The organism is Marinobacterium aestuariivivens, from assembly GCF_042661465.1.
GTDB lineage: Bacteria > Pseudomonadota > Gammaproteobacteria > Pseudomonadales > Balneatricaceae > Marinobacterium_A > Marinobacterium_A aestuariivivens.
In genome coordinates this window covers 1,130,864-1,143,092 of sequence record NZ_JBHSWE010000001.1, presented here as the reverse complement: position 1 = coordinate 1,143,092, position 12,229 = coordinate 1,130,864, and the positions used below count along the sequence as shown (strand labels likewise).

Sequence of the window (12,229 nt, the reverse complement as noted above, 5' to 3'; positions counted from 1 at the left end):
AGCCTCAGGAATCGGATTGACGGTTGCGCGCCATCTCGGCGGCGCAGTCGATGGCGGCCTGCAGGCTGCCGCTGTCGGCGGTGCCGCTGCCGGCCAGGTCCAGGGCGGTGCCGTGATCGACCGAGGTGCGTACGATCGGCATTCCCAGGGTGATATTGACGGCATTGCCGAAGCCCTTGTACTTGAGTACCGGCAGCCCCTGGTCATGGTACATCGCCAGCACGGCATCGGCCTGGCTCAGGTATTTTTCGGTAAAGAGGGTATCGGCCGGCAGCGGGCCGGTCAGGCGCAGGCCCTGCTGACGCAGTTCGGCCAGCACCGGCTCGATCACCTCGATCTCCTCGCGCCCGAGGTGGCCGCCTTCGCCGGCATGGGGGTTGAGCCCCGCGACCAGGATGTTCGGATCGGTGAGGCCGAACGAGCGCTGCAGCTCGTCGTGCAGCACCCGGATCACCTGGCGCAGCAGCGGTGCGGTGATGGCACCGGGGACCTCGCGAAGCGGCAGATGGGTGGTGGCCAGGGCCACGCGCAGCCCTTCGGTCGCCAGCATCATCACGACCTTGTCGCTGCCGGTCAGCGTTTCCAGCAGCTCGGTGTGGCCGCTGAACGGGATGCCGGCATCGTTGATCACGCCCTTGTGCACCGGTGCGGTGACAAGGGCGTCGAACAGTCCCTGCTGGCAGCCATGGGCGGCGATCTCGAGGGTGCGCAGCACATAGCGGGCATTGCGCGGGTCGAGTTGCCCCGGGATGCAGGTCGCGGCCAGTTCCACCGGCAGCACCTTGAGGGAGCGCGCCGCGTTCGGGCAGGGGGCCTCGTTCGGGTCCAGCAGCTCGATGGTCAGCGGCAGGTGCAGCTGCTCGGCGCGTCGGCGCAGCAGCTCCGGATCGCAGATCGCGACCAGCTCGTGGCGCTGGGTCTGCTGGGCGATCTGGACGCAGAGGTCGGGGCCTATGCCGGCCGGCTCGCCCGGCGTGATGGCCAGGCGGCGTACTGTGGAGGTCTGCGCTTTCACCCGAATGTCCTCAGTTCTTGAGTTCGACGTAGGCCTGGGAGCGGATTTCCCGCAACCAGCTGGTCAGCTCTTCGTTGAATTTGCGTTGGCGGATGCTGAAGCGGGCGCGGCTTTCGAGCATCTCTTCGCTCATGTCCTGGGTGCGGCGGTCACGGACCCAGAGGATGTGCCAGCCGAAGCGGGACTCGAACGGCTCGCTGATCGCGCCGGTGGCGGTGTCGTTCATGACCTGTTCGAACTCCGGCACCATCTGCCCCTCCTGGGTCCAGTCGAGATCGCCGCCGAGGGAGCCGCTGCCGGTATCGTCGCTGTACTGGCGTGCCAGCTGCTCGAACGGCTCGCCGTCCTTCAGGCGGCGGTACAGCTCTTCGGCCTGGCGGCGGGTCTGGGCGTCGCTGCGGATCTCGGTCGGCTTCAGCAGGATATGGCTGACCAGGGTCTGGGGTACAAGGGTCTGCTGGCCGCCGCGCCGGTCGCGCAGCTGTACGATGATGAAGCCGGAGGCGGTACGCACCGGCTTGCTGAACTGGCCGGGCTCGAGCGTGCCGGCGATGGTGGCGATGACCTCCGGCAGTTCCGAGCTCTTGCGCCAGCCCAGATCGCCGCCATTGAGGGCGTTCTGGGCATTGGAGTTGGCCACGGCCGTTTCGGCGAAGCTGGCACCGCCCTGCAGCTGCTGATAAATCTCCAGTGCCTTGCTTTCGGCTTCGCGCAGCATCTGCGGCGTGGCCTGTTCGGGCACCGCGATGAGGATGTTGCTGAGCAGGTAGTCGGGGCTCGCCGCCTGCTGGCCCTGCTCGGACTCGAGGAAATTCTGCACCTCCTGTTCGGAGACGCGGATGCGGCGGTTGACGTTGCTCTGCTGCACCTGGTTGAGCAGCAGCTCGTTGCGGATCTGCTCGCGGGCGCTGGCGTAATCCTGGCCTTCGGCGATAAGGGCTTCGCGGAACTGTTCCAGCGTCATGCCGTTGCGGCTGGCTATCTGCTCCAGCGCTTCGTTGAGCTGACGGTCGGAAACCTTGAGCCCCTGCTCCTCGGCGATCTGCAGCTGGATGCTGTCGAGAATCAGCCGGTCCAGCACCTGCTTGCGCAGCACGCCCTCGCCCGGTAGCCGGGTCTGGCTGGCGGCCAGCTGGGCGCGGATCAGCTCGGTGCGGTTGCCGAGCTCGCTCTGCATGATGACGTCGTCGTTGACGATGGCGACGATGCGGTCAAGCGGCACCTCTTCCGCTGCGGCACTTGTGCTGAGCAGGGCGACAGACAGCAGCGGCAGCAGGCACCGACGCAGGGCTAGCTTAAAACTCTTCATCCTTATCCTCGTCAAATCCGGTAATTTCTCTGATAAACAGCGTGGTTTCGTCGTCGCCCAGGGAGCCCAGTCCGCGTAGCACGAACTGCAGCAGCACGGCCCGGTCCGACGTGCGGTCGCCATCGTCGTCCTTGAGCCATTCGCGGTAACCGAAGCGTACCTTCCAGCAGCAGTCCTTGTATTCCACCCCCAGCAGGGCGTCAAGGGTGTCGTTCCGCTCGAGGTCCTGGCGCCAGCGGGCCAGCACATTCCACTGCTCGTTGAGGGGCCAGCGCACGCCGATATCGGTCTGCTCGCGCTCGTTGTCCTTCTGGCGGTAGTTGGCATAGAGCAGGCGGTCGTCGCCCGGCGAGCCGTCGCCCGGCGAAAAGGTGACGCGGTAGTTCTGGCCCACCGGCTCGAGGTTGCCCTTGTCCAGTTCGCTGTCGTGGTTGACGCGCAGGTCCGGCGTCACCTTCCAGTTCGCGGCCAGGGCGAAATTGGACTGATTGTCGGTTTGCGCCGGCGTGGCGGGGTCGAGCTGGACCTCGCGGTCGTCGAAATAGAACGCCTGGCCAAGCGCGACACTGAAGCGTTCGAGGCCGCTGTCCTCATAGAAGCGGCTGGCAACCCCAAGGCTGAGCTGGTTGGCGTCGCCGATGCGGTCGCGCCCGCTGAAGCGGTTGTCGCGGAACAGGCTGTCGTAGCGGAAGTCGAGCTCCGCGGTATCGAAGGCCGGGATGTCGTCCTGGTCCTCGTGCGGGACGTGGAGATAGAACAGCCGCGGCTCCAGGGTCTGCAGGTAGCGGCGGTTGCCGAAATCGGCCTCGCGCTCGAAGATCAGGCCCGAGTCGACGCTGGTCAGGGTGGTGGCGACATTCGGTTTCTCGTCGAGTCCGGGCTGCTGCTTGTCGAGATTGTACTGGGTGGCCCAGAGCCTGAGCGACGGCCTGATATAGCCCCAGCTCGTCTCGAGCGGCAGGCTGATGGCGGGGGCCAGGTGGACCCGGTCGCCCTGTACCTCGTCGCCGGGCTCGAGCAGCGGGTCCTCGTCATCGCGGTCGAAGTGCACATATTCGGCCTGATAGTCGGCGAGCAGCCCGGCGGGCAGCTCCGGCACCTCGCCCTCCAGCAGGAACTGGGGCAGGCGGCGATAGGGGGACTTCTCGCTTTCGGTCAGCGACTGGTAGCTGTGGGCGCGGGCGGTGAAACTCCAGTTCAGCGCCTCGTAGCGCAGCTCGCCGAGCTTGTTGAGGTGACTGCGATAGCCGACCTCGAGGTTGGTCGGATCCAGGTCGTCGAAGAAGTCGATATCGCTGACGGCGGTGTAGTCGACAAAGCTATCCCAGCCGGTCCAGGGGTGCCCTCATGGTCGAAACCGAGCAGCCAGCGATCGTCGCCGGTCACCTTGTCGTCGACCAGCACGGCATTGCTGAGCACGTTGTGGGACCAGTCGTTCAGATAGCGGAACTCGTTCTCCAGGATCAGGCCGCGTTCGGTCAGGATACGGGGCGTGAAGGTGTCGTCGTAGTTCGGTGCCAGGTTGAAATAGTAGGGCACCGCCAGGTCGAGGCCTTCGCTGCTGGAGTAGTTGATCGACGGGTAGAGGAAACCGGACACGCGCCGGTCGTCGATCGGGAAATAGAAATAGGGGATGTACAGCACCGGCGTGTCGAGCACTTCGAGGGTCGCGCCACGGGCCGTGCCGAAACCTGTCTCGGTGTTCAGGACGATGCTGTCGGCAGCCACGCGCCAGCTGTTGCTGCCCGGTTCGCATTGGGTGTAGGCCCCGTCCTCGATGCGGATGCGACCGTCCTCGAGGCGCAGAATGCGTTCGGCATAGCCGCGGGCATGCTGCGGATGCAGGACGTATTCGGAGCGGGAAAAGATCGTCTCGAGGTTGTTGAGGTTGGTCTGGGCCGCGTCGCTGACCATCAGCACCCCTTTCTCGCGATAGCGTACCTGCCCCTCGAGGCGCACCAGCTGGGTAAGCTGGTCGTACTCGGCATATTCGCTGCTGAGCTGGCGTCCGCCCTGGCTTACCTCGACCCCGCCCTCGAGCTGGGTCAGGCCGCCGAGCTCGCTCTGGGAACTGGCGGCGGCGATCAGCACCGGTTGCAGATTGAAGGGAATACCGCTGTCGGCCACCTCCATTTCGGGCTCGATGTAGCGCCCGCGGCAAATACCCGGCTGCTCGCCTTCGGGATAGGGGTACCAGTCGAGATGGGCATAGGGGTTGCTTTCGCCGTCCACAGGGACCGCGATCGCGACGGCGGTGGTTTCCGCAGCGCTGCCGTCCGTCGGGCCGCTCGCGGCAGGCGTCTCGGCCGTTGCCGCTTCGGCCTTGCGTCCGGCGGGAGGCTGCAGCGGTGCGACCCCGGGCCCGACGCCGGGCTGCGGGGCTTGCGCCGCAGGCTCCGCACCCCAGGCCCGGGCGGTGGCGACGCAGCGCCGGCATCGCAGCTCCACTGGCCATCCCGGGTCTGAGTGCAGCTCCAGGCGCCGCCATCCGGTGTCTGGGCCAGGGACAGCTGGGAAAAGAGTGCGGCCGAGATCGCCAGTGTAAGTTTGTAAGCGGAGCGTCTTGTGAAAGGCATTCAGTCACATCCAGTTGCAAGCCTGTGAGCGCGGGTTCCTGTTTGTTGCCAAACCCCGGTACCATAGGGCGCTGAGTCCCGGTGCGGGTAGAATCGAACCGGGAATAATAATGCATCGACCCGCATAATGCATGAAGGATTTCCAGATCAACGAATAGTTAAAAAGTGAACAGTAACCAGTTGACAGTAAAAGCTAGCGGTGACTTCTGTTCACTCATTGCTGTTAGCTGTTAACTCAGTTCTGTTCACTCAACACTGTTCACTGTCGACTCAACCGTATGAGGTACTGAAGCATGGACCAGCGTCTGGCCGATCTGCAAACCTGGGTGGAGCGGGCTTTCGAGCAGCTCGGCATCGACCTTGCCGCGGACTGGCGGCTGACACCGGTATCCGGGGATGCGAGCTTTCGTCGTTATTACCGGGTGCACAGCCATAATATGACCTGGATCGCCGTCGATGCGCCGCCGGAGCATGAAGACAGCCGCCAGTTCGTGGCCATTGCCCGGGCCTGGGCGCCGCTCGATATCCATGTGCCCCGCATCCATGCCTGCGATCTGGATCACGGCTTCATGCTGCAGTCGGATCTCGGCGATACGCTCTATCTCGATGTGCTCAACGAGCAGAATGCCGACGAACTCTATGGCAAGGCGCTGGTATCCCTCAGTCATATCCAGCAGTGTCGCGCGCTGGGGCGGAGCGTCGAACTGCCTCTGTACGACCGCGGGATGCTGAGCCGGGAAATGGAGATCTTCCGCGACTGGTTCATCGGGCAACTGCTCGGCCTGGTGCTGTCCGATGCCGAGCAGGAGCTGCTCGATCATCTGTTCGAGGAGCTCGCCGACTCCGCCCTGGCGCAGCCCCAGGTCTGCGTACACCGCGACTTCCACTCCCGCAACCTGATGGTCAGCCGTGAGCGCACTCCCGGCGTGATCGATTTCCAGGGCGCGGTGATCGGGCCGATCACCTATGACCTCGTCTCCCTGCTGCGCGACTGCTATATCAGCTGGCCCGAGGAGCGGGTCTACGACTGGATGGCGCGTTTCGGCCAGACGCTGGTCAAGGCCGAAATGGTGGAGGGCTATAACGAGGCGATGTTCCGCAGCTGGTTCGATCTGATGGGCATGCAGCGCCACCTCAAGGCGGTAGGCATCTTCGCCCGTCTCGATATGCGTGACGGCAAAGCCGCCTATCTGGCCGATATCCCCCGCACCCTGGGCTATATCCTGCGGGTGGCGGAGCAGTATCCGGAGTTCGACCGGCTGGTGGCCTGGCTGCAGAAACGGGTGGTGCCGGCGATGAAGGCGAGCGGGTATTTCGATCGCGCCGAGTTGCAGCGGTGGCTGGTTCGATGAGGGCGATGGTTCTGGCCGCGGGGCTCGGCACCCGGATGCGCCCGCTCACGCTGACGCGCCCCAAGCCGTTGCTGGAGGTCGGCGGCAAGGCGCTGATCCAGTACCATGTCGAGCGGCTGGTGGCGGCGGGTTTCGACGAACTGCTGATCAACCATGCCTGGCTCGGCGAGCAGATCGAGGCCTTTCTCGGCGACGGCTCGACCTTTGGCGCCCGCATCCGCTATTCCGCCGAGGGCGAGCCGCTGGAGACCGGTGGCGGCATTTTCCGGGTGCTGGACTGGCTGTCGCCGCGGGGGAGCCCTTCGTCGTGGTCAATGGCGATGTCTTTACCGATTATCCCTTCGGGCGCCTGCCGCAGCGGCTCGAGGGCCAGGCCCACCTGGTGCTGGTCGACAATCCGCCGCAGCACCCGGAGGGCGACTTCGCACTGCGGGACGGGCGGGTCGACCCGAACGGCGCGGAACGCCATACCTTTTCCGGGGTCAGTGTGCTGTCCCCGGCGCTGTTTGACGGGTGCGAACCCGGTGCCTTTGCGCTGGCGCCACTGTTGCGCAGGGCGATGGAGCGGGGGCGGGTGACGGGGGAGCATTATGGCGGCTACTGGGTCGATGTCGGGACCCTGGAGCGGCTGCAACAAGTGGACAGGTATCTGAGGGAGAAACGTATCGATGGCGATTAATCCGGAGCAATTCGGAACCGGGCTGGGCGAGGCACTGCGCAGGCATCGCACCGGTCTGGTGGTGGGAGGCCTGATCGGCCTGATCAGTGGCGGTCTGTTCGGACTGGTGCTGGGGGCCGGCGTCGGCTTCATGCTGGATCGCTGGCTCAAGGGCGCGGTGAGCAAGCTGAACCCGCGGGAGGCGTTCTTCCGGGGCACCTTTGCGGTAATGGGCAAGATCGCCAAGGCCGACGGCCGCGTCAGCGAAACCGAGATCCAGTATGCCCGCGCGGTGATGGCGCGGATGAACCTCGACGAACGGCGCCGCCAGGAGGCGATCGAGCTGTTCAACGAGGGCAAGCAGGACTATTTCGACATCGCCGATGTGCTGCGCCCGCTGGCCGCGCTGATCCGCTACCACGCGCCGCTGAAGCTGATGTTCGTCGAGATCCAGTTGCAGGCCGCAATGGCCGACGGCGATATCAGCCCGGCGGAGCTCGCCATCATACGTCAGGTCTGCCAGCTGCTGATGATGACCGAGCAGGAGGTCGCGGCCCTGGTGGCACGGATGCAGGCGCAGCAGGCATTCGAGGAACACAGCTTTCGCTCGCACCAGCAGGGCGGCTTCTCCGATCCGCGTCTGCTGAAGGATGCCTACGGCGTGCTGGGCGTCGGCGAGTCGGCGTCCGACGCCGAAGTGAAAAAGGCCTATCGCCGGCTGATGAGCCAGCACCACCCCGACAAGCTGGTGGCCAAGGGACTGCCGGAAGAGATGATGCAGCTGGCGAAGGAGAAGGCCCAGGAGATCCAGGCCGCCTACGACCGCATCAAGGCCGCACGCAAGGCGGCGTGAATATGTTCAGGATGAACGGTATGCCGCGGGCGCAGGGATGCGCTGGAGCGGCGTGGTATGGTCGGCACTTTGGTCGGGGTGACGCGTAACCTTCGTTACCCGCCCGGCCGCTGGTTGGTGGTCGGTTCGGGCTCAGGTTCGACGGGCTTCGGTGTCAGCAGGTAGCGGTCGATGCGGCCGCGCACTTCCCGTACCAGCCAGTCGCCGTCGTCGGGCAGCCGTGGCGGCAGGCGGCTCTGGTGATACTGCCCGGCGCCGGCGCGCTGCATGGCGTGGGCGCGGCGCCGGGCCCGGTCGTCGCCGCGATCCAGCGGTGTGTCCGGCAGGCGGTAGAGGTCGAGTATCGCCATCTTCAACTCCGGCATCAGCGTGGTCAGCTCCGGCGCCCGGGGCGTTTCGGGGATACGGGGTTCCAGCAGAATGAGGCTCAGTTTGTGGCTGTCCTGGAAGCGTTTGGCGCACTGTGCGGCCCAGGTCGCCCCTGTGCCGCTGCCCAGCAGAATCAGCCGTTCGCGCTGACGTGATTCGAGGTGCCGCATCGCCGCTTCGCAGATCTTCTCGACCCGTTCGCCGTAGCTCTCCAGCGGCGGCTCGGCGCCGGTGGCGGGGGCCGGCGGCTCCGTCGTGGTCGAACTCGGGGCCGGGGAAGCGCTGGCGGACGAGACCGGCAGGGTCCGTTCAGGTATCGGTGGCGGATCCGCAGCGGGAAGCGAGACCGCCAGAGTATCCCAGCCATGCTGCGCCAGCCCGATGCGAAGCGGGTGCAGGTCCGTCGGCCAGTCCGGATGGCGATGTTCGTCGGGCAGCAGAATCAGCGCGCCGACGGGGTTCGCCTGGATCGCCGGATAGTAGAGGGTCAGGGTCCTGTCGCTGTTGGTCTCGAGCCAGACCGTTTCGGTTTCCGCCGAGAGTGTCCGGGCCAGAGCCTCCATGCCCTGCAACTGCGGGGCCGGCTCCACCCGGGTGCGTGCCGGCAGGGCGGCTCCGGCCTGGCTCGGTTCGGCCCCGGATTCGGCCGCGAAGCCGGTCTGGACCTGGAGGGCGAGGCCGGAGCAGGCGAGGGCAAAGGCGAGGGTGCGTATTTGTCTGTGCATGGCCGGATTATTCAGAACTGCCCGGTCGCAGGCAAGAGGCGCCTTGGTTACAATAGCGTCCAGTCATCCATGCCAGCTGAAAGAGTCCCCTATGGCCGATTACAAGATTGCTCCGTCCATCCTGTCCGCCGACTTCGCCCGACTGGGAGAAGAGGTCGATAACGTCCTGGCGGCCGGTGCCGATATCGTGCATTTCGACGTCATGGACAACCATTACGTTCCCAACCTCACGATCGGCCCGATGGTGTGCAAGGCGCTGCGTCAGTATGGCATCGAGGCGCCGATCGACGTGCACCTGATGGTGAAGCCGGTGGACCGCATGATCGGCGATTTCATCGAGGCGGGCGCCACCTATATCACTTTCCACCCCGAAGCCTCGGAGCATATCGACCGTTCGCTGCAGATGATTCGCGACGGCGGCTGCAAGGCCGGGCTGGTGTTCAACCCGGCGACGCCGCTGCACTACCTTGACCATGTGATGGACCGGCTCGACATGATCCTGCTGATGTCGGTGAACCCGGGATTCGGCGGGCAGAAGTTCATCCCGTCGACCCTCGACAAGCTGCGCCGGGTACGCGAGCGCATCGATGCCAGCGGTTTCGACATCCGCCTCGAGGTCGATGGCGGTGTCGGGATCGACAATATCGCCGAGATCGCCGCGGCCGGGGCCGATACCTTCGTTGCCGGTTCTGCGATCTTTAACACTGACGACTACAGGTCTGCCATCGACGCGATGCGGGCCGAGCTGGCGAAAGTCTGATGCGACAGCTATTCGATGGCCGCGACCCGCAGCTGGTGCTGTTCGATCTGGACGGCACCCTGGTCGACAGTGTGCCGGACCTGGCCCGGGCGGTGGATCTTATGCTGGCGGCACTCGATCGTCCGGCCGCCGGCATCGACCGGGTACGGGACTGGGTCGGCAACGGTGCGCCGATGCTGGTGCAGCGGGCGCTGGTCGGGCGATTCGACGTGGCGGAGCCGGCGCCCTCGGCGCTGTTCGATCAGGCCTACGCGCTCTTTCTGCACTTCTATGGCGAGGCCATGGCCGAACAGAGCGTACTCTATCCCGGCGTTGTCGACTGTCTCGAGGGCATGAAGGCCCGCGACATCGCGCTGGGTATCGCAACCAACAAGCCGATGCGGTTCACCACGCCGGTGCTGGAAGGCCTTGGCATCGCGCGCTTCTTCCAGGTCGTGCTCGGCGGCGACAGCCTGCCGACCCGCAAGCCGGATCCGGCGATGCTGTTGAGCGCGATCGAGCAGTGCGGGGCGCGCCCGGTCAGTACGCTGATGGTCGGCGACTCGATCAACGACGTGAAAGCGGCCCGGGCGGCCGGCTGCCCGGTGGCGGCGGTGCCCTATGGTTACAACCATGGCGAACCGATCGAGGACAGCGCGCCGGACCTGCTGGTGCAGCGTCTCGATCAGTTGCTCTAGCCAGTGGCCTACTATATCGTGTAACTCCAACTCAATGATTTGACTGATACTTTCGGCCGTGAAGCAACTCTCTATCAAAATCGGTATCCATCTGCGCTCGGTCCTGGTCGGCGAACGATGGCGATGGCGTCTCTGATTCAACTGAATGCCAGGACTTTCCTACCGATTCTTGATGAGGCCCCAACATGACGCCTGAACAGTTTTCCGAACTGGCCGCCCAGCAGTACAACCGTATCCCGGTGATGCGCGAGGTGCTGGCCGACCTCGACACACCGCTGTCTACCTATATGAAACTGGCCGACGCGCCCTACAGCTATCTTTTCGAGTCCGTCGAGGGCGGCGAGAAGTGGGGGCGTTATTCCATCATCGGTCTGCCGTGCCGCACCGTGCTCAAGGTACGCGATCACCAGGTAACGGTCACCACGGACGGTGAGGTCGTCGAGCAGCTGGAGGTCGAGGATCCTCTGGCCTTCGTCGAGCAGTTCCAGCACCGCTACCGGGTGCCGGACCTGCCGCATCTGCCGCGTTTCAATGGCGGGCTGGTCGGCTATTTCGGCTACGACAGCGTACGTTATGTCGAAAAGCGACTCGCACGGAGCGCGCCGCCGGACGTGATCGGTACCCCCGATATCCTGCTGATGGTCTCGGACGAGCTGGTGGTGTTCGACAATCTCAGCGGCAAGCTGATCCTGATCTGCCATGTTGATCCGGCCCGGGAGGATGCTCTCGGGCGGGCCCACCGCCGGCTTGACGAGCTGGTCGCCCGGCTGCGCTTCGCCACACCCCAGGAACCGGGCGGCGTGCCGGCACGTCATGTCGACGAAAGCGAGTTCAAGTCCAGTTTCGGCGAGGATGCGTTCAAGGCGGCGGTGGCGAAAATCAAGGAATACATTCTGTCGGGCGACATGATGCAGACGGTGATCTCGCAGCGCATGTCGATTCCGTTCGAAAGCCGTCCGCTGGATCTCTACCGCGCGCTGCGCTGCCTCAATCCGTCACCCTACATGTATCTGCTGAACCTGGATGATTTCCAGGTGGTCGGTTCGTCGCCGGAGATCCTGGCCCGGGTCGAGGACGGCATCGCGACGGTGCGCCCGATCGCCGGTACCCGTCCGCGCGGCCGTACCGAGGAGGACGACCTGGCGCTGGAGCAGGATCTGCTGTCCGACCCGAAGGAGCTGGCCGAGCACCTGATGCTGATCGACCTGGGGCGCAACGATATCGGCCGGGTCGCCCGTATCGGCGAGGTCCGGCTGACCGAGAAGATGGTGGTCGAGCGTTATTCCCATGTCATGCACATCGTCTCCAACGTCAACGGCCGGCTGCGTGACGGCGTCACCGCCATGGACGTACTGCGGGCCGCCCATCCGGCGGGCACCCTGAGCGGAGCCCCCAAGGTGCGGGCGATGGAGATCATCGACGAGCTCGAGCCGGTGAAGCGCGGTGTCTATGGTGGCGCGGTCGGCTATCTTTCCTGGAACGGCAACATGGATACCGCCATCGCCATCCGCACCGCGGTGATCAAGGACAAGACCCTGCATATCCAGGCCGGCGCCGGCATCGTCGCCGACTCCGTGCCCCAGAACGAGTGGGACGAGACCATGAACAAGGGGCGGGCCATGTTCCGCGCCGTCGCCATGGTCGAGAAAGGGCTCGATAATCTCTGACGCGTGACGGGTAACGCGTGACGGGTTATCCGTCACGCGTATCCTTTCCCAACCTCTCCTTTCCGGACAGCGCCCTCCCATGGATCATTTCCGCGGAGGTGCGGCCTGTTCGAACCCGTGGCCTCTTTTGTCAATCAATCGTCTCCTTTTGTTATTGTTCCGCTTGCCTGTTGGCGCGACACTGGTGCCTATCGAATTACCGGCCTGTGGCGCTTTGCACGCTATGGCAGGCCAGTAGATGACCTCTGGGTCGGGGTGGTGTCCTTTT

Annotated in this window: 11 protein-coding genes and 1 pseudogene; 7 read left to right on the top strand and 5 right to left on the bottom strand. The window is 64.9% G+C overall.

Annotation, left to right across the window (positions count from 1 at the left end):
• Positions 1–4: 4 nt before the first annotated feature.
• Genes pdxA through ACFQDL_RS05930 form a run of 4 tightly spaced genes read right to left on the bottom strand, consistent with a single transcriptional unit; the run spans position 5 to position 4,772 of the window.
• Positions 5–1,015 (bottom strand): 4-hydroxythreonine-4-phosphate dehydrogenase PdxA, encoded by a 1,011-nt coding sequence (gene pdxA / locus ACFQDL_RS05945; RefSeq protein WP_379908223.1) that lies wholly within the window; start codon positions 1,013–1,015, stop codon positions 5–7.
• 10 nt (positions 1,016–1,025) lie between these two features.
• On the bottom strand, positions 1,026–2,324 hold the full coding sequence (locus ACFQDL_RS05940) for a peptidylprolyl isomerase (RefSeq protein ID WP_379908222.1): 1,299 nt from the start codon (positions 2,322–2,324) through the stop codon (positions 1,026–1,028).
• Complete coding sequence (locus tag ACFQDL_RS05935) at positions 2,311–3,597, bottom strand: LPS-assembly protein LptD (RefSeq protein ID WP_379912907.1); 1,287 nt, start codon at positions 3,595–3,597, stop codon at positions 2,311–2,313. The genes ACFQDL_RS05940 and ACFQDL_RS05935 overlap by 14 nt, the downstream gene beginning before the upstream one ends.
• The gene (locus tag ACFQDL_RS05930) at positions 3,522–4,772 is read right to left on the bottom strand and encodes an LPS-assembly protein LptD (protein ID WP_379908221.1); all 1,251 of its coding nucleotides are present in this window, start codon (positions 4,770–4,772) and stop codon (positions 3,522–3,524) included. The genes ACFQDL_RS05935 and ACFQDL_RS05930 overlap by 76 nt, the downstream gene beginning before the upstream one ends.
• A 421-nt stretch (positions 4,773–5,193) precedes the next feature.
• On the opposite strand from ACFQDL_RS05930, the gene ACFQDL_RS05925 reads away from it, so the two are divergent.
• From ACFQDL_RS05925 to djlA, 4 genes and pseudogenes are all read left to right on the top strand, one after another.
• Positions 5,194–6,252, top strand: coding sequence for an aminoglycoside phosphotransferase family protein (locus ACFQDL_RS05925; protein ID WP_379908220.1), 1,059 nt, complete (start codon positions 5,194–5,196; stop codon positions 6,250–6,252).
• Positions 6,249–6,470, top strand: a pseudogene (locus ACFQDL_RS05920) (nucleotidyltransferase family protein); the annotation flags it as partial. The gene ACFQDL_RS05925 and the pseudogene ACFQDL_RS05920, both read left to right, overlap by 4 nt.
• Positions 6,471–6,559: 89 nt before the next feature.
• Positions 6,560–6,931: a glycosyltransferase family protein gene (locus ACFQDL_RS05915; protein WP_379913478.1), complete on the top strand. Its 372-nt coding sequence runs from the start codon at positions 6,560–6,562 to the stop codon at positions 6,929–6,931.
• On the top strand, positions 6,921–7,763 hold the full coding sequence (gene djlA, locus ACFQDL_RS05910) for a co-chaperone DjlA (RefSeq protein ID WP_379908219.1): 843 nt from the start codon (positions 6,921–6,923) through the stop codon (positions 7,761–7,763). Before ACFQDL_RS05915 ends, djlA begins: the two co-directional genes overlap by 11 nt.
• Positions 7,764–7,858: 95 nt before the next feature.
• On the opposite strand, the gene ACFQDL_RS05905 is transcribed toward djlA, so the two are convergent.
• Positions 7,859–8,857, bottom strand: a complete 999-nt coding sequence (locus ACFQDL_RS05905; protein WP_379908218.1) for a DUF3530 family protein — start codon at positions 8,855–8,857, stop codon at positions 7,859–7,861.
• A 91-nt stretch (positions 8,858–8,948) separates the two neighbouring features.
• Here ACFQDL_RS05905 and rpe point away from each other — a divergent pair, with 91 nt between their 5' ends.
• The 3 genes from rpe (at position 8,949) to trpE (ending at position 11,961) form a co-directional block, all read left to right on the top strand.
• Positions 8,949–9,617, top strand: a complete 669-nt coding sequence (gene rpe / locus ACFQDL_RS05900) for a ribulose-phosphate 3-epimerase (protein WP_379908217.1) — start codon at positions 8,949–8,951, stop codon at positions 9,615–9,617.
• On the top strand, positions 9,617–10,294 hold the full coding sequence (locus ACFQDL_RS05895) for a phosphoglycolate phosphatase (protein WP_379908215.1): 678 nt from the start codon (positions 9,617–9,619) through the stop codon (positions 10,292–10,294). The genes rpe and ACFQDL_RS05895 overlap by 1 nt, the downstream gene beginning before the upstream one ends.
• A gap of 185 nt (positions 10,295–10,479) precedes the next feature.
• A complete protein-coding gene (gene trpE / locus ACFQDL_RS05890; RefSeq protein ID WP_379908214.1) occupies positions 10,480–11,961 on the top strand; it encodes an anthranilate synthase component I in 1,482 nt (493 codons plus the stop codon).
• Positions 11,962–12,229: the final 268 nt, after the last annotated feature.